This is a genomic window from Caulobacter sp. GW821-FHT11A05 (assembly GCF_058809015.1).
In genome coordinates this window covers 56,036-75,147 of sequence record NZ_JBXASF010000005.1, presented here as the reverse complement: position 1 = coordinate 75,147, position 19,112 = coordinate 56,036, and the positions used below count along the sequence as shown (strand labels likewise).

Sequence of the window (19,112 nt, the reverse complement as noted above, 5' to 3'; positions counted from 1 at the left end):
GGCCCCCCCCGCCGCAACTTCAGACCTGCAGAAAAGCGCTTAGGCGCTGATGCTGCCGGTATCGACCTTGAAGCCGGGGCCCATGGTCGAGGAGAGCGAGATGCGCTTCACGTAGATGCCCTTGGCGCCGGCCGGCTTGGCCTTGTTGAGCGCGTCCACGAGGGCGCGGACGTTGGCCAGCAGGGCGTCTTCGGTGAACGAGGCCTTGCCGATGCCGGCGTGGACGATGCCCGCCTTCTCGACGCGGAACTCGATGGCGCCGCCCTTGGCGTCCTTCACGGCCTGACCGACGTTCGGGGTCACGGTGCCGACACGCGGGTTGGGCATCAGGCCGCGCGGGCCCAGCACCTTACCCAGACGGCCGACGAGGGCCATCATGTCCGGCGTCGCGATGACGCGGTCGAATTCCATGAAGCCGCCCTGGATACGCTCGACTAGGTCTTCGGCGCCGACGACTTCAGCGCCGGCGGCGCGGGCTTCGTCAGCCTTGGCGTCCTTGGCGATGACGGCGACGCGGACGTCGCGGCCGGTGCCGGAGGGGAGCGAAACGACGCCACGGACCTGCTGGTCGGCGTGACGCGGGTCGACGCCCAGGTTGACGGCGATCTCGATGCTTTCGTCGAACTTGGCGGTGGCGTTGGCCTTCACCAGGCTGATGGCGGCTTCAACGGCGTGGGTGGCGTCACGGTCGCCGGTCCAGGCCTTGGCGCGTTTGATTTGCTTGACCATGTGCTTAGGCCTCCACCGTCAGGCCCATCGCGCGGGCGGAGCCGGCGATGATCTTGGTTGCCGCGTCCAGGTCGTTCGCGTTCAGGTCTTTCATCTTCTTTTCGGCGATCTCGCGCAGCTGGGCTTGCGTGATCTTGCCGGCCACTTCGCGGCCCGGCTTGTTGGAGCCGGACTTCAGACCGAGGGCTTCCTTGATGAAGAAGGTCGCCGGCGGGGTCTTGGTGACGAAGGTGAAGCTCTTGTCCTGGTAGACGGTGATGACGGTCGGCAGGGGCGTGCCCTTGGCGACGTTCTCGGTGCGGGCGTTGAACTCCTTGCAGAAGCCCATGATGTTGACGCCGCGTTGACCCAGCGCCGGCCCGATGGGCGGGGAGGGGGTGGCGGAGCCCGCGGGCACCTGCAGCTTGATGTAGCCCAGAATCTTCTTGGCCATGGTTTCTCCATTGCCGGCGATACCGGCGGTTGTGAGCCGTGGTGCGGGCTTGGCGTCCCTCCCACGGATTTGAATCCGCCCGTAGAGGCGAAAGCCGCGCTGGTTAGAGCGCGGGGGCCGGCTCTGTAGCAGGCGCGAAGCGGAATCGCAAATCCCGCCCCCTCTCCCGACAAGCGGGAGAAGGATACCTACCCGCCGACAGCCTCCGCCCAGCCGCGCGTGGCCGGGCAGGCCTGCATGGCGCGCCGGTAGCCGTCGCGGGCCGTGCAACGCTCGACATAAGCCCGTTCGGCGTCCGTCAGTTCGGCGGTGCGCGTCCGGCGAAGCCACAGCAGGGCGTAGGCGACGGAGATGTCGGCGGCCGTGAAGCGCTCGCCCGCCATATAGGCGGCCTGCTCCAGCTGGCGGGCGACCAGCCTGCGCCGGCTCTGGAGATTCTCCAGACCGAGCCTGCCGGTCCAGTCGTCCGCGGCGCCCTGTGGCCCGAACCCGCGCCCGGCCCAGCCGTAGAAGGCCGGCGCCATGATGCCCGCCTCGCCCATGACCAGGAACTGCAGATAGGTCGGATAGGCGGGATCATCCGGCCCGACCGCCAGGGGCGTGGGACCATGCCGGCCCAGCAGGTACTGCAGGATGGCCACCGACTCGACCATCACCATGTCGCCATCCTGCAGGGCTGGGATGAAACCGCCGGGGTTGATGGCCAGGAATTCGGGATCGTTCTCGACGCCCTTCAGCATGTCGACGTCCCGCAGGCGATAGGGGATGCCCATCTCCTCCAGCAACCAGACGACCCGGAACCCCCTGCCCTCGCCCCAGACGGTGATCATCGATGCGGCCTCTCTTGTCGCGGGTCCCAGTCTAGGTCGGGGGCGGTCGCGTTTGAAAGCTCAACGGCCGGGACCTGAGAGACGTCGTCGCGCACTGTCACCGCTGTTCATATCAGCCGTTGGTTCACAAGCCGCGCGACGGCCTGGGCGCGGGTGACGGCGCCGAGCTTGCGGCGCGCATTATCGACATGGAAACGGGCGGTCGCTTCGGAAACTTCCAGGATCACCGAAATTTCCCAATCGGTCTTGCCTTCAGCGACGAGGGCAAGCGCGTCGCGCTCACGCCGGGTCAGCGGATCGGGGTCGGCCGGGACACTGGCGAAGCTCATCAGCTTTTCGGTGAGGACGAGTCCGGCGAGCTGGACGGCCAGGCTCTCCTCCGGGCCGATCTGCCGGTGCGGAAACCCGAGATGCAGAGAAGCGATCATGCCGCCGGCGCCGTATGAGGTGGCGCAGAGCGCGTCGGCGATGCCGGCTTCGCCCATCGCTTCCCAATAGGCGCCATAGCGGCGGTCGCCGCGCGGCGCGAAATCGGAGAAGCGGTAGCGCGTACGGTTCTCGCGGATCGCGGCCAACAGCGGATTGCACTGGAAGCAGACATAGTTGAACGCGTCGCTGTGCGGCCAGGACGCCGGCGCCATCCGGGCGAGGAAGCCGCCCGCCGCATAATGACTGGGCGCGGTGAGCGGCCCTGCGGGACGGCGATAGAGGCGGGTCTGCAGATAGGAGGCGCCGAACCCCTTGGCGGCCTCGAAGAAACGCGCGCTCGCCTCCTCGGGCGTCGTCGCCCGGAACGCGCCCTCGGCATGGTCCATGACCCGCGACAGCATTGGCGGCTCCCATCCGTCAGGGCCAGACTCGCACCAAGCGCCGCCGCCCGCAAGCGCCCGCCTTCACCCCGTCAACCTCCCGATTCCGGGAGCTTAGCGGCCCGCCGCAACGATGCGAGAGTCCGGGCGAAGGATGGTTCGATGGGCGTGCGAAGGCTTTCAGGCTTGCTGGTCGGCGGAGCGGCGCTGGCCTTGTTGGCGCCCGGCCTGGCGGCGGCGCAGACCTTAATCACCAGCGAACGGGGGTTGGCCGAGCCGGTCCCGCCGGTGGCGAATGTGGCGGCGCTGAACCTCCAGGAGGCGGCCGATCTGGCGGCGGAGCACAATGCGCAATTGCTGCCGGGCTGCGCCGGCAGCTGGATCGCCAGCGGCGCGACCGTGGTCTTCCAGGGAAGTTTTATTTTTGGACTTCCGCCGCTGCCCGGCAACTGTGCCGACCCCACCGTCGGGAGCGGGGGCGGCACCAATACCTTCTTCGCGGTTGGATCCTTCGAACACCGCGTCTTCCTTACCGAAATCGCCAGCCTGGTCGACAATCGCGACAGCACCAGCAGCGACTTCGAGTTGAGCGGGGTGCTGGCCGATGGCGCGCCGATCACGTTGCGAGGGGGAACGATCGCGGACGCGCGTCCCCGTCTGTTGCGCGCCGCGCGAAACGCCGATGGCAGGCGCTATTTCGGCGGTCCGGAGGTCCGGACCGGCGGTGGCCCGGTCGTCGTCACCGATCGCGTGCTTTCCGAGCTTCTCACCGGGAGGGATACCTATACCGACCTGGTCATCACGATTGGCTTCACAGGTGCGACAGCAACCGCCGGAACCCGGGTCGGCTGCCCGGCGCCGGCCTCCGCCGCCGGGTGCGCCGGCGGCATAACGGTTGATGTGCCCAGCAACACGACGCTGTTTGTCCTCGACGTCTATCAAACCCTGTTCATCACCACCTCGATCGAGCGCACGCTGACAGGCGGCACGACCTTCTACGACGTGTCGCTGACGCCCCTGCCCTCGGGCGCCGTGCATGCGGCCCTGGCCAACGGGGGCTTCCTCGTCACCGGCCGCTTCCTGCGCCGGCTGACCGACGGCCCCCCGGCGCCGGACGGCGCCGGGGTCTGGACCGAGGTGTGGGGCGCGGGGGCGGACTTCGCCGGCGCGGGCGACCTGGGCGCGACCGATATCGACTCCTTCGGCTTGGCCGGCGGCTTCGTCTTGAGCCCCGGCAAACATTGGGTCCTCGGCATCGCCGGGGAATTTGGCGAGACCGATCTTTCGATCGCTGACGCGCTGACTCCGGAAATGGCCGAGACGTCGCACCTGGAGATCGGCGCCCATGCGGCCTTCGCCTCCGGCCGTTTCCACGCGGCCGCCGCGGCCACGGTCGGCGTCTTCGACATCGAGACGACGGGCGCCTCCGCGCTCGGCTCCGCCCGCGCCGATTACGATGCGACGATCGCGGGCGGCGCGATCGAGGCCGGTTATGAGGTCCCCCTCGGCGCGTTGACGCTGACGCCGACCGTCGGCCTGTCCGTGCTGTCGTGGAGCCGTAGCGGTTTCGCCGAGACGGGCGGACCCGCGCCGCTCACGGTCTCGGCCGACGACGAAACCCAGACCCGCCTGTGGGCCGGGCTCCAGGCGCGCTGGGCGCCGGACGCCGGACGCTTCGCCGCGCGCGGCTACGCGCGCGGGGTCTCGATCTTGGGCGACAGGACGGCGCGCGTCACCACCTTCGATCCGCAGCTCCCCGGCGAGCCGTTCGTCGTCGCCGGACCCGATTTCGGCGATTCGGCCGCCGAGCTCGGTGTTGCGCTCGAATTTCGCCTGGACGATCGGGCCCGTATCGAGGCCGGCTATGACGGTCGCTTCGGCCGCGACAATGAAGGCCACGCCGGATTCGTCGCGGTCAGAATCGCATGGTAGGCAGCACCCACCGGCGGCGGACATGAAAAGGGCGACGCCGGAAGCCGGCGTCGCCCTTTTCGCTCGTCCGGCCTGAAGCCTTACGAGACCTTCTCGACCTGGCTGTATTCCAGCTCGACCGGGGTGGCGCGGCCGAAGATCGACACGGCCACGTGCAGGCGGGTGCGTTCCTCGTCGACCTGCTCGACCGTGCCGTTGAAGCTGGCGAAGGGGCCGTCGGTGACGCGGACCTGCTCGCCGATCTCGAAGGAGATGGTGGGCTTGGGACGCTCGGCGCCCTCGGCGGCGACACCGATGATGCGCTCGACTTCCTTTTCGGAGACCGGCATCGGCTTGGAGCCGCTGCCCAGGAAGCCGGTGACCTTCGGGGTGTTCTTGATGAGGTGGTAGGCCTCGTCGGTCATTTCCATCTTCACCAGCACATAGCCGGGGAAGAACTTGCGCTCGGCGTTGACCTTGCGGCCACGGCGGATTTCGACGACGTCCTCGGTCGGAACCAGGATGTCGCTGAAGTACTCGTCCAGACCCTGGGCCTTGGCCTGGTCGAGGATCGATTCCTTCACCTTCTTCTCGAAGTTCGAGTAGGCGTGGACGATGTACCACTTGTGGCGCGGGTTGACGGGGCGCTCGGCGGTGGTGTCGGTCATTGGGCGGTTCCGCTCACGAGTTCAAGCACCAGGCGCACGCCGTTGGACAGCATCCAGTCCACCAGCAGGAAGAACATGGCGGCCATGATCACCATTATGAAGACCATCAGGGAGGTGATCCAGGTCTCCTTCCAGGAGGTCCAGGTGATCTTGCGGGCCTCGGCCCGGACCTGGCGGAAGAATTCCGGGATGCTGACGCGCGGCTTCTTCGGTTCGGCGGGAACCGTGCCGGCGGGCGCGGCCACGACCGCGGCGCTTTTGGCGGCGCGGGACTTCATCGCGGCGAGGTTGCCAGGTTTCTTGGCCATGGACGGTCTTGAAACTCGAATCTTCTAGTTAAAGACGGCCCGAAGGCCGGGACCGTCTGGGAGGATGGCACGAGTGGCAGGACTCGAACCTGCGACTTTCGGTTTTGGAGACCGACGCTCTACCAGCTGAGCTACACTCGTTCGACAGACAGCCAGCACACAGCAAGGCGAAACCCCACGGCGCGCGACCCCTTATCGGAGCCGGGCCGTTTAGCAGGCCCGCAACCTGTGAGCAAGCATCCGACAGGACGGAGATGGGAAGGGAGCGTCGGGAGCGCCAGTGCGTTTGCTGCAACACCCCCGGAGTTGCCTGCATGACCGACGATCCGCGCCCCAAGAACCACGAAATCGAGCATGAGAACCAGCGGCCGGCGGGAGATGGCGAAGCGCCGCGTCCGGCGACTGAGCCGAAGGGGTCGAAGGGCTCATCCGATTCGGGGAAGACGGAGACCGATCCGGGGTCCGGGGAGCAGTAGCGCCGCCAGAGCGGCATCGGTACTGTCGGGCATGACCGCTCAGTATCCGCTTTTTTCCCTGGCCCAGCAGGACCGCCTGGAACGGCTGTCGGCCAGTCTGGCCGGCCTGCGGTCGGAGGCCAGTCTCGTCGCCGCCTGCCTGCCGGACATTCACGGCCTGCGCGCCGATCAGGTTGGCCGGGCGGAATTGACGCTTCGCGATCTGGCGATGCCGCACTGGTGGCCGGCGGCAGGGCTGAACCCCTTGAGCCGGCTGTTCAGCGGCCGGGCCGTGAACCCTCAGCAGCTGCTGACGGAGACGCCGGGGCTGGAGCAGATTTTCGTCTTCCACGGCGACGGCCATCTGCGAGCCGCGGCGTTGCGCAAGATGACCGGCCCCTGCGCTTCGGCCTTCGAGGTCGCCGCCATTCTCTATCGCCTGAATGACTGGGTCGGGCCGGTGCGCGTCTGCGCCCAGCTGTGCGCCGAGCGACGGTTTGGCGACACACCGGCGGCCGACCTGGCCGAGGCTTGGATCGCCTTGTCGGACCGTCTGCGGCTCTGGGTTCGTGGCCCGGAGCAGGCCCGGGTAACGGCGGACCTGCTGAGCCGGGCCGAGGTTAGGCAAGCCATCTCCGACCGGATTGTCGGCACGGCCCGGGGGAAGGTGGCCGCCGCCCTGGACGAATTGGCGCGAGAGCCGGCGTTCGACGCGGACCTGGCGGCCTGGGCCAAATCCGCCGCCCACCCGCAGGTTCGGGCCCGGGCGTTGGCGGCTCTTCTGAACGGCGAAGCCCGCTGGCGCACCGGCTATGGCCGAAAGATCATCGATCGTTACATGGGCGCCGTGCGCCGCGTCCCAACCTTCGAGACGCGGTCGTTGACGGTTGCGGCGGACCGCCAGGCCCTGATCCGAGAAGCCGCGTCGGACAGCTCGCCGGTGGTGAGAAGGGTCGCTGCCGACGCCCTCGTGAGTCATCGCCATGCCCTGCCCGGCTGGCGCGATTTGGCGGACCGGCTGCGCCAGGATCGAAATCCGTCCGTGCGGGAGCGGGCCGAATGGGTCATCACCGAGATGGACAAGATGGCCGGGAAACCGCAGCCCGCCGCGTGACATCGCCGCCCCCGTCCGCTATCGCACCCGCGAACTTGCCCCGAGAACTTGGACTGGAGGCCGCGAGCCTTGAGCGACAGCGTCGAAGAAGCCGGTTGGGCCACCGCCAAGACCCTGGCCGAGGCGCTGCCCTATATCCAGCGCTACGACCGCGAGACCGTGGTCATCAAGTACGGCGGCCACGCCATGGGCGAGGAGCAGGTCGCGCGGCTGTTCGCGGCCGATGCGGTGCTGCTGAAACTCCTGGGCCTGCACCCGGTCGTGGTCCATGGCGGCGGGCCGCAGATCAGCGCCATGCTGGACCGGGCCGGGGTCAAGTCGACCTTCGTCGACGGGCTGCGGGTGACCGACGCCCCGACCATGGAAGTGGCCGAGATGGTGCTGTCGGGCGCCATCAACAAGGAAATCGCCAACTGGATCACCCTGGCCGGGGCCGAGGCCGATGTGCGCGGCGTCGGGCTGTCGGGCAAGGACGCCCGGCTGATCACCGTCACCAAGGCCAAGCGGACCAAGAAGGACCCTGGCAGCAACCTGGAAGAGGTGGTCGACCTGGGCTTTGTCGGTGAGCCGCAGAAGGTCGATCCGCAGCTGATCACCGCCCTGATCCACGCCGAGCATGACTACATCCCCGTCGTCGCCCCGATCGGGGTGTCGAAGGACGGCCAGACCTTCAACGTCAACGCCGACACCGTGGCCGGCGCCCTGGCCGGGGCGCTGAAGGCCAAGCGCATGCTGCTGCTGACCGACGTGAAGGGCGTACTCGACAAGAACGGCGAGCTGATCCGGCAGATGACGGTGGCGCAGGCGTTCGAAGCCATCAAGGACGGCACCGCCACCGGCGGCATGATCCCCAAGCTGGAGACGGCCATCGCCGCCGTCGACGCCGGGGTCGAGGCCGTGGTCATCCTCGACGGCCGCCGGCCGCACGCCATGCTGGTCGAGCTGTTCAGCGAGCACGGCGCCGGGACGATGGTGAAGAAGTGACCGCCGACCTGCGTCACATCGAGACCTGGCTGTTCGATCTCGACAACACCCTCTACCCGGCCGAGACCGGCTTCATGAAGCTGATCGAGGTGCGGATGACCGACTTCGTCGAGCGCCGGACCGGGCTGCCGCGCGACGAGGCGCGGGCCCTGCAGAAGAAGTACTGGGGGGAGCTGGGCACCACCCTGGCCGGGTTGATGGCCCACCACGACGTCGACCCCGAGGAGTTCCTCGACGAGGTGCATGACGTCAGTCTTGACCTGCTGGAACCGGACCCGGCGCTGATCGCGGCGCTGGAGCGGCTGCCCGGGCGGCGGCTGATCTTCACCAACGGCTCGGGGCCGCATGCCGAACGTGTCTTGGAGAAGCTGGGCATCGCCGACCTGATGGAAGACGTCTTCCACATCTCCTCGGCCGACTACCTGCCCAAGCCGGCCCTCTCGACCTTCCAGAAGATGAGCAAGGCGCTGAACGTCGATCCGCGCGGCGCCGCCTTCTTCGAGGACAGTGAGAAGAACCTCGCGCCGGCCGCCGAGCTGGGCATGACCACCATCCTGGTGGGGCTTAACGCGCCCGCCAGCACCGCCCCCTTTGTCCACCACCGCACCGACGACCTGGCCGGCTTCCTGAGCACGGCCAGGGTCCGGGAGACCGCCGCATGACCGAGCTTACGCCCGCCGACCTGGCCCTTGAGATCGAAGCCGCCTGGGAAGCCCGCGACGGCATCGGCCCCGACACCAAGGGCCCCATGCGCACGGCCGTCGAGGAGGCCCTGAGCCTGCTGGACAGCGGCAAGGCGCGGGTGGCCGAGAAGGGCGAAGACGGCTGGTTCACCCACCAGTGGCTGAAGAAGGCGGTGCTGCTCTCCTTCCGCCTCAACCCCAACACCGTCATGCGGGCCGGGGCCATGGGCGGCGGGGTCGGGCCCTGGTGGGACAAGGTGCCCAACAAGTTCGACGGCTGGGACGCTCCGCAGTTCGAGGAGGGCGGCTTCCGGGCCGTGCCGGGGGCGATCGTGCGGCGCGGGTCCTATGTGGCCAAGAACGTCATCCTGATGCCGAGCTTCGTGAACATCGGCGCCTATGTCGACGAAAGCACCATGGTCGACACCTGGGTCACCGTCGGATCCTGCGCCCAGATCGGCAAGCGGGTGCACCTGTCGGGCGGCGTCGGCATCGGCGGGGTGCTGGAGCCCCTGCAGGCCAATCCGACCATCATCGAGGACGACTGCTTCATCGGCGCTCGTTCCGAGGTGGTCGAGGGCGTGGTCGTCGGCCAGGGCAGCGTGCTGTCGATGGGCGTCTTCCTGACGGCCTCGACCAAGATCGTCGACCGCAAGACCGGCGAGATCTACCGGGGCTATGTGCCGCCCTACAGCGTGGTGGTGCCGGGCGCCCTGCCCGACCCGCACGGCAATGGCCCGAGCCTCTCCTGCGCGGTGATCGTCAAGACGGTGGACGCCCAGACCCGGTCGAAGACCAGCATCAACGACCTGCTGCGGGACTAGTCGCCGGCAAAAGCGGCCGAATTCCGGCCCCCATAGCGCTGCTATCCGTCCACAGGAATCAACCCATTTTGGGTGCTGTTGCAGTTGCGTCGCAAATTGTCGCGGGTATTTGTGTTGGGCGCTCCCCCGCTACCACCGATTGCAACTAAGGCCACTCATGACGCCCGAGAAGCGGACATTTGCCGACTACACGCGCTCATCCCAGACCTCGTCAGGCTTTACTGGCGTTAATCTTAATGCCACCCGAGGCCCCGCCGAACCGGCCGAGCCGCGGGCCATGGTTGAGAGCCGGACCATCGCGCGCGACGCCGACTGGCTGGAGGACTACCTCGGCCGCGACGTCACCCGCTTCTTCTACCGATGGGGCGGATCGCTGTCGGCGGTGCTGTCGCGGGTGCGGACCCGCTATGACGGCGACCTCGACCAGTTCGCCCTGCATCTGGTGGTGGTGCTGACCGACCTGGCCTCGGTCAACGCCGCCGCCGAGGCGAAAGCTAAGGGGGCCGAGCGGGTGGTGGTTCGCCGGCGCGGCCTCAACAGCCAGAGCCTGGCCGACATCAGCCGCATCCCCCGCGAGACCGTGCGCCGCAAGCTGGCGGCGATGGCGTCCCGGTCGCTGGTGGTGCGCGAGGCCGACGGGCTCTGGTATCCGGGGCCGGCCAGCGACGTCGACCAGTTCTTCTACACCCTGAGCCCCCTGTTCTGGGACGGGGTGAAACCGGAACGCGTCTAACAGCGTCGGCGCGGTTCGCCCGGTGAAGCACAGACGGGCTCCCCATCACCGACCATGCTCGCGAAGGCGAGCATCCATGCGACGACAGCGGGTTCGCCGGCGCTTGGCGTTTCGGGCGCCACCTCCAAAGGCCTCGAAACCGGCCGATCCTGCTTGGATGCTCGCCTTCGCGAGCATGATCGGTGTGGCGGTGGGGCTTGGGGAACGATCTCAACAGTCTGCTAGACTCCATCCATCCAGCGCCAGAGTTCGCGCAGGCCCAGCGCCTGCAGGGCGGCGTCCGGCGAGCGGACCGGCGGCAGGCCGACCAGGCGGCGGGCGTCGTTGAGGTCGACCACATCGCCGGGCCCGACCTTTAGGCCCCGCCGCCGCGCCACCTTGAGGAAGCGCTCGCGGGCGCAGTCGAGGCTGGCCACGCTCTCCTTCGTGCCCAGCGGCAGGAAGCCGCCGTGCAGGCCGCGCCCGAAGCTGATCAGCCAGCCGCCGTGGCAGGGCTTGAGGGCCTCCTCCAGCTGGTCCCACCAGACCGAGGGCAGGGTCGGGCAGGACGTGCCGCCGGCCGCGATGGGACTGCGGGCCCGGGCGAAGACGCTGACCACCACATTGCCGTCGGCGTTGACGATGGCGAACTGGAAGAGGTGGGCGAAGCCGTCGGCGCCGACCGAGCGCACATGCAGGAACATCTGGTTGGGCCGGGTCTCGCTGGGACGCGGCGACGGCTTGATCTCGACCGGCAGGCCCAGGCGCCTGGCCGCCCTGGATATATGGGGCATGCGGGGAAGGCGGGCGCGGTCGAACGGGGCGCTGGAAACGAAGGGCAAGGTCAGCATGGCCGGCTCCTTTCAGGGCTGTGTTGCGGGGTTGCGACGTCCCGATGAGGCGCGGCCGGCGGCCCGAGCTCAATGAAACGGCCGCCCGATCCGGGCCGCTCGAAATGGGCAGTCTAAGCAGCGCGAGGTTTGCGCCGGGGCCCGGCCGCGCCTAAAGCGGAGGGCGATGACCCTTGCCGACACCCCCTCCCCGACCGAGACGCTCGACGCCCTGGCGCTGGCCCAGGCCCTGATCCGCCGCCCGTCGGTGACGCCCGCCGACGAGGGGGCGATGGATGTGCTGCAACGCCAGCTCGAAGGCCTGGGCTTCGCCTGCCGGCGGATGAAGTTCGGTGACATCGAGAACCTCTATGCGCGGCGCGGCACGGCGCGGCCCAACCTCTGTTTCGCTGGCCACACCGACGTGGTGCCAGTCGGCGACACCGCCGCCTGGAGCGAGGATCCCTTCGCCGGCCAGGTGAAGGACGGCGTCCTGTTCGGCCGTGGCGCGGTCGACATGAAGAGCGCCATCGCCGCCTTCACAGCCGCCGTGGCGGCGGTGCTGGGCCGGGGCGAACCGACGGGCTCGATCAGCTTCCTGATCACCGGCGACGAGGAAGGCCTGGCCCTGGACGGCACCAGGAAGGTGGTCGAGGCCCTGGCCGCCGAGGGCGAGGCCATCGACCACTGCGTGGTCGGCGAGCCGAGCAGCGCCACGGCCCTGGGCGACATGGTCAAGATCGGCCGGCGCGGCAGCATCAACGCCTGGTTCACCGTCGAGGGCCGGCAGGGCCATGTGGCCTACCCCCAGCGGGCGGCCAATCCGATCCCGGTGTTGGTGCGGCTCCTGGGCCGGCTGCAGGACCGGGTGCTGGACGAGGGCTATCCGGAGTTCCAGCCCTCCAACCTGGAGGTCACCACGGTCGATGTGGACAACCCGGGGACCAACGTCATCCCGGCCCGGGCCACGGCGCGGGTCAACATCCGCTTCAACCCCGGCCACAAGGGGGCCGAGCTGGCTGCCTGGTTCGAGGAGGAATGCCGGCTGGCCGGTGAGGGCTTCGACGGCGAGGTCTCGGTCCGGGCGATGATCAGCGGCGAGGCCTTCCTGACCGAGCAGGGGCCGTTCACCGCCGTGGTCGCCGACGCCGTGCGCCAGACCACGGGGCGCGAGCCGGACCTTTCCACCACCGGCGGCACCAGCGATGCGCGCTTCATCCGCAGCCTGTGCCCAGTGGTCGAGTTCGGCCTGGTCGGCACCACCATGCATATGGTCGACGAGCGGGCCCCGGTGGCGGAGATCTACGCCCTGCAGAAGGTCTATGAGCGGATCGTCGAGCTGTATTTCGAGCGGTTGGGATGATCAAAACGTTCGCCGGCGGCTGGCTGTTCTGGGCCCTGCTGGCGGCGGTGTTCGCGGCGGCGACGGCGATCCTGGCCAAGGTCGGGGTGAAGGATACGCCGTCGGATCTGGCCACCCTGGTGCGGACACTGGTGGTGGTGGCCTTCGCCGGGCTGATCGTGGCGGTCAGCGGCCAGTGGCGGTCGGTCGGCGAGCTGACGCCGCGCACCCTGATGTTCCTGACCCTGTCGGGGCTGGCGACTGGGGCGTCGTGGCTCTGCTACTTCCGGGCCCTGAAGCTGGGCGAGGCAGCAAGGGTGGCGCCGCTGGACAAGCTGAGCGTGGTGCTGGTGGCGATCATGGGGGTGGCCTTCCTGGGGGAGCGGCTGACGGTCAAGAACTGGCTGGGCGTCGTGCTGATCGCCGTCGGGGCGGTGCTGGTGGCGATCCGGTAGTTATCGAAGCGGCCGGACCATTATAACCGGTTTCGGGACCCGGATAGGTGAAATTATTCAATAGTTTCAATGGGTATAGCATCGGTCCAGGATGGGGGACGCATCGCTGTCGGATGCATCCGGCATTGGGGTTTCATGGGGGGGCGCATGGGTCTTTCGCCGGCGGAATCCGGCCGATGCGGCTCCCGCCTTGCCCAGGCCGGTCCGGCCCCGTCGGCGGCCCGATAATTTCGCCTGGGTAGAATGTTTTTCCGCCGACCGGGCAACCCGGCGGACGGGTGCGGGGTTGAAGGACCGATGCGGCTGTCGCCGCTTGAGTTCTTCAAACGAGGTTGGTCATGGGCATCTTCAGCAACATCCTGGGCAAGATTTTCGGTCACAAGCCGAAGGCCGCCCCGGCCCCGACGCCGCAGGCCCAGCCGACGCCGGCCCCGCAGGCCCAGGCGGCCGCGCCGCCGCCGGTCGATATCGAGGCGGTGCTGGAGGACATGGCGGCGGCCAATCCGCAGAAGCTGAACTGGCGCACCTCGATCGTCGATCTGATGAAGCTGGTCGGGATGGAGAGCAGCCTGCAGGAGCGCAAGGACCTGGCCGATGAGCTGGGCTTCACCGGCGACAAGTCGGACAGCGCGGCGATGAACATCTGGCTGCACAAGGCAGTGCTTAAGAAGCTGGCCGAGAATGGGGGGAAGGTTCCGGCGAGCTTGATGGACTAGAGGCCAGCGGGTCCGAAGTCCCTTCTCCCGCTTGTCGGGAGAAGGTGGGCCCGAAGGGCTCGGATGAGGGCAGCGCCGGTGTCGGAAGGTTGCGGCGGCGGCGACTGCGCCAGAACGTGGTTGAGTTTGAACAGCCGGTGCTGCCCTCATCCGACCCCCTTCGGGGGCCACCTTCTCCCGACAAGCGGGAGAAGGACTCAGTACACCACGCCCGTCAGGTACAGCCCATCCGCCGGCGCCACGGGGCCGCAGGCCGTGCGGTCCTTGGCCGCCAGCGCCGCCGCCACGTCCTCCGCCGTCCAGCGGCCGACGCCGACTTCGAGCAGGGTGCCGGTCATCGACCGCACTTGGCGGTGCAGGAAGCTGCGGGCGGCGAAGTCGAGCAGGACGTAGTCGCCTTCGCGGCGGACGGTGGCGAGGTCGAGGGTCTTTACCGGCGACTTCGACTGGCACTGCATGTCGCGGAAGGTGGTGAAGTCGTGGTGGCCGACGAGGGCCTGGGCGGCGGCGTGCATGGCTGCCGCGTCGATGGGTTTCTTCACATGCCAGACGCGGCCCTGGTCGAGGGCGGGCCGGGCCTCGCGGTTGAGGATGCGATAGAGGTAGCGGCGGCCGGTGGCGCTGAAGCGGGCGTGCCAGTCGTCGGCGGCGACCTGGGCGGTCAGGATGGCGATCGGCTCGGCGCCCAGGTGGGCGTTGATCGCCTGGAGGACGGTCCGGGCCGGCCAGTCCTTTGCCAGGTCGATGTGGATCACCTGGCCGGTGGCGTGGACGCCGGTGTCGGTGCGGCCGGCGGCGATGAGGCGGATGTCCTCGCCGCAGAAGGCTTTGACGGCGCGCTCGATCGTACCCTGAACCGAGGGCAGCACGGCCTGGGCCTGGAAGCCGCGATAGGGGCGGCCGTCGTACTCGACGGTGAGGCGGTAGCGGGGCATCAGGCCAGCGCCGTCCCGGCCGCAACCGGGAAGCCGCGCAGGAAGACGTCGGCCGGCTGGCGGCCCTTGCCCTCGCGCTGCAGCTCCAGCAGGCGGACGGCGCCGTCGCCGCAGGCGATCAGCAGGCTGTCGTCCAGGGCGGCGCCGGCCGGACCCGAGGCGTCCTCGACATGGGACATCAGGGCCTTCACCCGGGTGGGGCCGCGTGTGGACGGGGCCTCGAACCAGGCGCCCGGGAAGGGGGAGAGGCCGCGGATCTGGCGGTCGACCTCTTCCGCGGAACGGGACCAGTCGATGCGGGCCTCGGCCGGGGTGATCTTGCGGGCGTAGGTGACGCCCTCCTCGGCCTGTTTGGTCTCGGTGGCCTTGCCGCGTTCGATGGCCGGCAGGGTGTCGACCAGCAGGCGGCCGCCGAGATCGGCCAAGCGGTCGTGGACCGTGCCGGCGGTGTCGTACTGGCCGATGCGGGTGGTGGCGGTGGCCAGGACCGGGCCTTCGTCGAGGCCCTCGGTCATGCGCATGACCTGGACGCCGGTGATCTCGTCGCCGGCCATCACCGCCCGCTGGATGGGGGCGGCGCCGCGCCAGCGGGGCAGGATCGAGCCGTGCAGGTTGAAGCAGCCGAGCAGCGGCGCGGCCAGCACGCCGGTCTTGAGGATCTGGCCGAAGGCGACGACGACGGCGGCGTCGAGGCCCAGGGCCTGGAAGGCGGCGATCTCCTCCTCGGCCTTCATCGACTTGGGGGTGCGGACGGTCAGGCCGTGGTCGAGCGCGAACTGGTGGACCGGCGAGGGCTTGAGGTCCTGGCCACGGCCGCGCGGGGCCGGCGGCTGGCTGTAGACGCAGACGATCTCATGGCCGGCCTCGAGGAGGGCGGCCAGGCTGACGACGGCGAAATCGGGGGTGCCGAGGAAGGCTAAACGCATGGCCGTGCCTGTAGCCGCTCAGGGCCGATCTAGGAAGGGAACCCCGCCGATCACGGTTCGTTGATAGGCGGGAACATTGATGGAGATAACCATGCGCTCGCTCATTCTCGCCGCCGTCGCGATTTCGGCCCTGTCGCTGGGCGCCTGTTCGAAGGCGGACCGTGCTGAGGTCAAGGAAGGCGCGGAGGCCGCCGGGACCGAGGTCAAGGAAGCGGCCCACGACATCGCCAACGATCCCGACGTCAAGGAAGCCGGCGCGGCGATCAAGGACGCCGGCGCCGAGGCGGCCGACGCGGTGAAGGACACGGCGGCCAACGCCCAGGAAGACCTGGCCGACGCGGCCAACAAGGACAAGGCCGAGGCGGCGAAGGAAAAGGCGGCCGAGAAGCAGTAGCTCAGAAGTCGACGGTCGGGCGCCCTCCCTCCCCTTTATGGGGAGGGACCGACGGCGAAGCCGTCAGGGTGGGGTACTGGGAGGCGTCTCCTGACGGTTGGGGTTGGCGGCATCCGACTTCCCCACCCTGCGCGCTTCGCGCGCTGTCCCTCCCCATGAAGGGGAGGGAGGATCAGCGCCCTGCCCGCTTTCGGAATGCGTCCCACACCCGCCAGCCCAACAACACCGCCAGCACCCCCGCGTAGATCAGCGGCGGGCGGTGGTCGGCCTTCACCAGCATGTAGTAGTGCAGCACCCCCAGCGGGGCGATGACGTAGATCAGGCGGTGGAGACGGCGCCAGCGGACCGGGCCGAGGGCGCGGATGGCGGCGTTGGTGCTGGTCACGGCCAGGGGGATCAGCAGAACGAAAGCCGTCATGCCGATGGTGATGAAGGGGCGTTTGTAGATGTCCTTGAGGATGGCGGCCCAGTCGAAGAACTGGTCGACGCCGATGTATGTGCACCAGTGCAGCAGGACGTAGGCGAAGGCGAACAGGCCGACGGTGCGGCGGAAGCGGATCAGGCGCGGCTGACGCAGCAGGCGGGCGGCGGGAGTGATGGCCAGGCTGATGAGGATGAAACGCAGGCCCCAGACGCCGAGTTGGCGGATCAGGGCCTCGATCGGGTTGGCCCCGAGGCCGCCCGACAGCAGCCGCCAGACCAGCCAGGGGATGGGGGCGAAACAGGCCAGCCAGACCGCCGTGTAGATCAGGCGGTCCTTGGTTTTTGGACTCATCAATAGAACTTCCGCAGGTCCATGCCGGCGTAGAGGCCGGCGACCTCGCCGTAGCCGTTGAAGGGCAGGGTCTTGCGGCGGCTGAACTCGCCGATGCGGCGCTCGCTGGCCTGGCTCCAGCGGGGGTGGTCCACGGCCGGATTGACGTTGGAGTAGAAGCCGTACTCGCCAGGCGCCGAGAGGTTCCAGGCGGTGCGCGGCTGGGTGTCGGTGAAGCTGATGCGGACGATGCTCTTGATCGACTTGAAGCCGTACTTCCAGGGGACGACGAGGCGCATGGGGGCGCCGTTCTGGTTCAAGAGGGTCTGGCCGTAGAGACCGACGGCCATGAAGGCCAGGGGGTGCATGGCCTCGTCCATCCGCAGGCCCTCGCGGTAGGGCCATTGCAGGACGGCGCGGCGTTGGCCGGGCATTTCGGAGGGGCGCAGCAGGGTTTCGAAGGCGACGTACTTGGCCTTGGCGGTCGGCTGGTAGCGTTTGAGGATGTCGGCCAAGGGGATGCCGATCCAGGGGATGACCATCGACCAGCCCTCGACGCAGCGCAGGCGGTAGATGCGTTCCTGCAGCGGGCCGGTCTTGAGGACGTCTTCGAGATTGTAGGTCCCGGGCTTGGCGCAGTGGCCGTCGACCTTGACCGTCCAGGGTCTGGTTTTCAGGGCGCCGGCGGCGCGGGCCGGGTCGTCCTTGTCGACGCCGAATTCGTAGAAATTGTTGTAGGTGGTGACGTCCTTGAAGGGGGTCAGCTTTTCGCTGGTGGTGTAGCGCGACTTGGCGGCTTTTAGCGGGGCGGCGGTGGCGTCTTCCGGCGCGCAGGCGGCGAGGCCGGCGGTGAGGGCGATGGCGCCGGTCATGAACTCGCGGCGACGCAGGTAGAGGCCGTGCGGGGTGACATCGTTGTCGGTCAGCTCGCCAGCGTGGCGGATCAGCATGCAAGTCTCTCCGGTACGGCCCCGGTGTGAATGTGGAGCCGTTCACGGGCGAGTCAAATGGCTGGCACGGGGGCGTGTTGGGAGCAGGCCCTCCCCCTACTCCGACCACCCCGACCAAAGTCGGGGCCCAGCTGGCAAGTCGTTGAAGAGTTCTGCTCTGACTTGAGCAGTCCTTGCACCGCCGGTGGACACTGGGCCCCGACTTTCGTCCGGATGATCGGAATATTGGGTAGGGTCAGGCCGCCATCGCCGCCATCGCGCGCTGGTAGGCCGGGCGTTCCGCCAGCTTGGCGTGGTAGGCCGCCAGGCGTTCGTTCAGCACGCCGCCGAGGGCGCCGCGCCAGATGCCGAGGGCGGTGGCGAAGGCCATGTCGGCCACGGTCAGGCGATCGGCGACCAGGAAGTCGCCGTCGCCCAGTTCGGCCTCGATGAAGGCGATGGCGCGGCCCAGGGAGCCTTCCAGCACCCCGACAGACCAGTTCCGCCTGTGCTCATCCGGCGCGCCGAACTTCGCGGCCATCAGCGGGTTCATGGCCATGCCGAGGGCGGTTTCGCTCATCACCGTCAGCTGCAGCACCTTGGCCAGGGCCGGGTCGTCCCTGGCCGGCAGCAGGGGTGTGGGGCCATAGCGCTGCGCGACGTAGAGCAGCATGGCGATGCTCTCGTTGATGGCGACGCCGCCCTCATCCTCCAGGAAGGGGACGTTGCCGAGCGGGTTGAGGGCCAGGTAGGCGTCGCTGGGCGGGAAGGTGACGGCCGAGAACCGGTAAGGCACGCCCAGTTCCTCGCACAGCCACATGACCCGCAGGCCGCGCGCGCCGCGCGGGAAGTTGTGGATGGTGAGCATTGCCCCCCCCCTACGCGGCCACGTCGGCCAGCAGACCTTCGAGGCGCTGGTAGCCGGCCTCCATGCCGATCTCCATGCCGCTGGCCGCGGCGGCGTCGCGGATTTCCTTGCTGGCGTAGAGGATGGTGGTGACGATGGTGGTCACCCCGTCAGCCTCGTCGAAGGTCGTGCGGACCAGGCTCTCGCCGCCCATCATGTCGGGCTCGAAGGTCTGGGTGGCGACCAGCCGGGCCGGCGCCTCGACTTCGCGGTGGACGCCGGAGAGGCCCATCTTCACCGCGCCGTCGGCCTCGGAAACCCAGAGGTAGCGGTAGGCGCCGCCGACGCGGGCGTCCATCTCGCAGACCGGCATGGTCCAGCCGGGCGGTCCCAGCAGCCAGCGGGGGATCAGGGCCGGGTCGGTATAGGCGCGCCAGACCAGCGCGCGCGGGGCGCGGACGGCGCGGGTGACGGTGATCTCGCGGTCGGAGGGGGTCGTAACCTGGGTGGTGAAGGTCATGGGG

At 68.7% G+C, this 19,112-nt stretch carries 24 protein-coding genes and 1 tRNA gene; 11 read left to right on the top strand and 14 right to left on the bottom strand.

Annotated features, from left to right (window positions below; genetic code table 11):
- Positions 1–39: 39 nt before the first annotated feature.
- The 4 genes from rplA to AC1RSK_RS09265 all read right to left on the bottom strand — a co-directional run bounded on the left by rplA (position 40) and on the right by AC1RSK_RS09265 (position 2,822).
- Positions 40–729, bottom strand: coding sequence for a 50S ribosomal protein L1 (gene rplA, locus AC1RSK_RS09280; protein WP_492907216.1), 690 nt, complete (start codon positions 727–729; stop codon positions 40–42).
- A gap of 4 nt (positions 730–733) precedes the next feature.
- A complete protein-coding gene (gene rplK / locus AC1RSK_RS09275; protein WP_492907215.1) occupies positions 734–1,162 on the bottom strand; it encodes a 50S ribosomal protein L11 in 429 nt (142 codons plus the stop codon).
- A gap of 188 nt (positions 1,163–1,350) precedes the next feature.
- A complete protein-coding gene (locus AC1RSK_RS09270) occupies positions 1,351–1,992 on the bottom strand; it encodes a glutathione S-transferase family protein (RefSeq protein ID WP_492907214.1) in 642 nt (213 codons plus the stop codon).
- 107 nt (positions 1,993–2,099) lie between these two features.
- Positions 2,100–2,822 carry a helix-turn-helix transcriptional regulator gene (locus AC1RSK_RS09265; protein ID WP_492907213.1) on the bottom strand — a complete coding sequence of 241 codons (723 nt, stop codon included), beginning with the start codon at positions 2,820–2,822 and terminating at the stop codon, positions 2,100–2,102.
- Positions 2,823–2,963: 141 nt separating this feature from the next.
- On the opposite strand from AC1RSK_RS09265, the gene AC1RSK_RS09260 reads away from it, so the two are divergent.
- A complete protein-coding gene (locus AC1RSK_RS09260; RefSeq protein ID WP_492907212.1) occupies positions 2,964–4,733 on the top strand; it encodes an autotransporter outer membrane beta-barrel domain-containing protein in 1,770 nt (589 codons plus the stop codon).
- Positions 4,734–4,813: 80 nt separating this feature from the next.
- On the opposite strand, the gene nusG is transcribed toward AC1RSK_RS09260, so the two are convergent.
- From nusG to AC1RSK_RS09245, 3 genes are all read right to left on the bottom strand, one after another.
- Entirely contained in the window at positions 4,814–5,380 is a 567-nt protein-coding gene (gene nusG / locus AC1RSK_RS09255) for a transcription termination/antitermination protein NusG (RefSeq protein ID WP_492907211.1), read from the bottom strand.
- On the bottom strand, positions 5,377–5,688 hold the full coding sequence (secE, locus tag AC1RSK_RS09250; protein WP_492907210.1) for a preprotein translocase subunit SecE: 312 nt from the start codon (positions 5,686–5,688) through the stop codon (positions 5,377–5,379). Before secE ends, nusG begins: the two co-directional genes overlap by 4 nt.
- Positions 5,689–5,753: 65 nt before the next feature.
- Positions 5,754–5,829, bottom strand: a tRNA-Trp gene (locus AC1RSK_RS09245).
- Between the two features lie 173 nt (positions 5,830–6,002).
- On the opposite strand from AC1RSK_RS09245, the gene AC1RSK_RS09240 reads away from it, so the two are divergent.
- From AC1RSK_RS09240 to AC1RSK_RS09215, 6 genes are all read left to right on the top strand, one after another.
- Positions 6,003–6,164, top strand: a complete 162-nt coding sequence (locus AC1RSK_RS09240) for a hypothetical protein (RefSeq protein WP_492907209.1) — start codon at positions 6,003–6,005, stop codon at positions 6,162–6,164.
- Positions 6,165–6,195: 31 nt separating this feature from the next.
- Entirely contained in the window at positions 6,196–7,257 is a 1,062-nt protein-coding gene (locus AC1RSK_RS09235; RefSeq protein ID WP_492907208.1) for a serine/threonine-protein kinase, read from the top strand.
- Between the two features lie 69 nt (positions 7,258–7,326).
- A complete protein-coding gene (gene argB, locus AC1RSK_RS09230; protein ID WP_492907207.1) occupies positions 7,327–8,241 on the top strand; it encodes an acetylglutamate kinase in 915 nt (304 codons plus the stop codon).
- A complete protein-coding gene (locus AC1RSK_RS09225) occupies positions 8,238–8,903 on the top strand; it encodes a pyrimidine 5'-nucleotidase (protein ID WP_492907206.1) in 666 nt (221 codons plus the stop codon). The genes argB and AC1RSK_RS09225 overlap by 4 nt, the downstream gene beginning before the upstream one ends.
- Positions 8,900–9,748 (top strand): 2,3,4,5-tetrahydropyridine-2,6-dicarboxylate N-succinyltransferase, encoded by an 849-nt coding sequence (gene dapD, locus AC1RSK_RS09220; RefSeq protein WP_492907205.1) that lies wholly within the window; start codon positions 8,900–8,902, stop codon positions 9,746–9,748. The genes AC1RSK_RS09225 and dapD overlap by 4 nt, the downstream gene beginning before the upstream one ends.
- Positions 9,749–10,025: 277 nt before the next feature.
- The gene (locus AC1RSK_RS09215; RefSeq protein WP_492907204.1) at positions 10,026–10,481 is read left to right on the top strand and encodes a hypothetical protein; all 456 of its coding nucleotides are present in this window, start codon (positions 10,026–10,028) and stop codon (positions 10,479–10,481) included.
- Between the two features lie 221 nt (positions 10,482–10,702).
- On the opposite strand, the gene AC1RSK_RS09210 is transcribed toward AC1RSK_RS09215, so the two are convergent.
- A complete protein-coding gene (locus AC1RSK_RS09210; protein ID WP_492907203.1) occupies positions 10,703–11,311 on the bottom strand; it encodes a hypothetical protein in 609 nt (202 codons plus the stop codon).
- Positions 11,312–11,477: 166 nt separating this feature from the next.
- On the opposite strand from AC1RSK_RS09210, the gene dapE reads away from it, so the two are divergent.
- The 3 genes from dapE (at position 11,478) to AC1RSK_RS09195 (ending at position 13,803) form a co-directional block, all read left to right on the top strand.
- Positions 11,478–12,653: a succinyl-diaminopimelate desuccinylase gene (gene dapE / locus AC1RSK_RS09205; RefSeq protein ID WP_492907202.1), complete on the top strand. Its 1,176-nt coding sequence runs from the start codon at positions 11,478–11,480 to the stop codon at positions 12,651–12,653.
- On the top strand, positions 12,650–13,087 hold the full coding sequence (locus AC1RSK_RS09200) for an EamA family transporter (RefSeq protein WP_492907201.1): 438 nt from the start codon (positions 12,650–12,652) through the stop codon (positions 13,085–13,087). Before dapE ends, AC1RSK_RS09200 begins: the two co-directional genes overlap by 4 nt.
- 338 nt (positions 13,088–13,425) lie before the next feature.
- Complete coding sequence (locus AC1RSK_RS09195) at positions 13,426–13,803, top strand: DUF3597 domain-containing protein (protein ID WP_492907200.1); 378 nt, start codon at positions 13,426–13,428, stop codon at positions 13,801–13,803.
- Positions 13,804–14,000: 197 nt separating this feature from the next.
- Here the strand turns inward: AC1RSK_RS09195 and truA are convergent, their stop codons facing one another.
- Together truA and fmt are read right to left on the bottom strand one after the other, a co-directional pair.
- On the bottom strand, positions 14,001–14,738 hold the full coding sequence (gene truA / locus AC1RSK_RS09190) for a tRNA pseudouridine(38-40) synthase TruA (protein WP_492907199.1): 738 nt from the start codon (positions 14,736–14,738) through the stop codon (positions 14,001–14,003).
- Positions 14,738–15,664: a methionyl-tRNA formyltransferase gene (fmt, locus tag AC1RSK_RS09185; protein ID WP_492907198.1), complete on the bottom strand. Its 927-nt coding sequence runs from the start codon at positions 15,662–15,664 to the stop codon at positions 14,738–14,740. The genes truA and fmt overlap by 1 nt, the downstream gene beginning before the upstream one ends.
- 91 nt (positions 15,665–15,755) lie before the next feature.
- On the opposite strand from fmt, the gene AC1RSK_RS09180 reads away from it, so the two are divergent.
- Positions 15,756–16,058: a cell surface protein gene (locus AC1RSK_RS09180; protein ID WP_492907197.1), complete on the top strand. Its 303-nt coding sequence runs from the start codon at positions 15,756–15,758 to the stop codon at positions 16,056–16,058.
- Positions 16,059–16,230: 172 nt separating this feature from the next.
- On the opposite strand, the gene msrQ is transcribed toward AC1RSK_RS09180, so the two are convergent.
- From msrQ to AC1RSK_RS09160, 4 genes are all read right to left on the bottom strand, one after another.
- Complete coding sequence (gene msrQ / locus AC1RSK_RS09175) at positions 16,231–16,833, bottom strand: protein-methionine-sulfoxide reductase heme-binding subunit MsrQ (protein WP_492907196.1); 603 nt, start codon at positions 16,831–16,833, stop codon at positions 16,231–16,233.
- Entirely contained in the window at positions 16,833–17,762 is a 930-nt protein-coding gene (msrP, locus tag AC1RSK_RS09170) for a protein-methionine-sulfoxide reductase catalytic subunit MsrP (RefSeq protein ID WP_492907195.1), read from the bottom strand. Before msrP ends, msrQ begins: the two co-directional genes overlap by 1 nt.
- A 235-nt stretch (positions 17,763–17,997) precedes the next feature.
- Positions 17,998–18,609: a glutathione S-transferase family protein gene (locus AC1RSK_RS09165; RefSeq protein ID WP_492907194.1), complete on the bottom strand. Its 612-nt coding sequence runs from the start codon at positions 18,607–18,609 to the stop codon at positions 17,998–18,000.
- A gap of 10 nt (positions 18,610–18,619) precedes the next feature.
- A complete protein-coding gene (locus tag AC1RSK_RS09160) occupies positions 18,620–19,108 on the bottom strand; it encodes an SRPBCC family protein (protein ID WP_492907193.1) in 489 nt (162 codons plus the stop codon).
- Positions 19,109–19,112 lie beyond the last annotated feature (4 nt).

Coding starts and splice junctions, on each gene's coding strand:
- rplA (WP_492907216.1), bottom strand. CDS start 729: ATGGTCAAGCAAATCAAACGCGCCAAGGCCTGGACCGGCGACCGTGAC.
- rplK (WP_492907215.1), bottom strand. CDS start 1,162: ATGGCCAAGAAGATTCTGGGCTACATCAAGCTGCAGGTGCCCGCGGGC.
- AC1RSK_RS09270 (WP_492907214.1), bottom strand. CDS start 1,992: ATGATCACCGTCTGGGGCGAGGGCAGGGGGTTCCGGGTCGTCTGGTTG.
- AC1RSK_RS09265 (WP_492907213.1), bottom strand. CDS start 2,822: ATGCTGTCGCGGGTCATGGACCATGCCGAGGGCGCGTTCCGGGCGACG.
- AC1RSK_RS09260 (WP_492907212.1), top strand. CDS start 2,964: ATGGGCGTGCGAAGGCTTTCAGGCTTGCTGGTCGGCGGAGCGGCGCTG.
- nusG (WP_492907211.1), bottom strand. CDS start 5,380: ATGACCGACACCACCGCCGAGCGCCCCGTCAACCCGCGCCACAAGTGG.
- secE (WP_492907210.1), bottom strand. CDS start 5,688: ATGGCCAAGAAACCTGGCAACCTCGCCGCGATGAAGTCCCGCGCCGCC.
- AC1RSK_RS09240 (WP_492907209.1), top strand. CDS start 6,003: ATGACCGACGATCCGCGCCCCAAGAACCACGAAATCGAGCATGAGAAC.
- AC1RSK_RS09235 (WP_492907208.1), top strand. CDS start 6,196: ATGACCGCTCAGTATCCGCTTTTTTCCCTGGCCCAGCAGGACCGCCTG.
- dapD (WP_492907205.1), top strand. CDS start 8,900: ATGACCGAGCTTACGCCCGCCGACCTGGCCCTTGAGATCGAAGCCGCC.
- AC1RSK_RS09215 (WP_492907204.1), top strand. CDS start 10,026: ATGGTTGAGAGCCGGACCATCGCGCGCGACGCCGACTGGCTGGAGGAC.
- AC1RSK_RS09210 (WP_492907203.1), bottom strand. CDS start 11,311: ATGCTGACCTTGCCCTTCGTTTCCAGCGCCCCGTTCGACCGCGCCCGC.
- dapE (WP_492907202.1), top strand. CDS start 11,478: ATGACCCTTGCCGACACCCCCTCCCCGACCGAGACGCTCGACGCCCTG.
- AC1RSK_RS09200 (WP_492907201.1), top strand. CDS start 12,650: ATGATCAAAACGTTCGCCGGCGGCTGGCTGTTCTGGGCCCTGCTGGCG.
- AC1RSK_RS09195 (WP_492907200.1), top strand. CDS start 13,426: ATGGGCATCTTCAGCAACATCCTGGGCAAGATTTTCGGTCACAAGCCG.
- truA (WP_492907199.1), bottom strand. CDS start 14,738: ATGCCCCGCTACCGCCTCACCGTCGAGTACGACGGCCGCCCCTATCGC.
- fmt (WP_492907198.1), bottom strand. CDS start 15,664: ATGCGTTTAGCCTTCCTCGGCACCCCCGATTTCGCCGTCGTCAGCCTG.
- AC1RSK_RS09180 (WP_492907197.1), top strand. CDS start 15,756: ATGCGCTCGCTCATTCTCGCCGCCGTCGCGATTTCGGCCCTGTCGCTG.
- msrQ (WP_492907196.1), bottom strand. CDS start 16,833: ATGAGTCCAAAAACCAAGGACCGCCTGATCTACACGGCGGTCTGGCTG.
- msrP (WP_492907195.1), bottom strand. CDS start 17,762: ATGCTGATCCGCCACGCTGGCGAGCTGACCGACAACGATGTCACCCCG.
- AC1RSK_RS09165 (WP_492907194.1), bottom strand. CDS start 18,609: ATGCTCACCATCCACAACTTCCCGCGCGGCGCGCGCGGCCTGCGGGTC.
- AC1RSK_RS09160 (WP_492907193.1), bottom strand. CDS start 19,108: ATGACCTTCACCACCCAGGTTACGACCCCCTCCGACCGCGAGATCACC.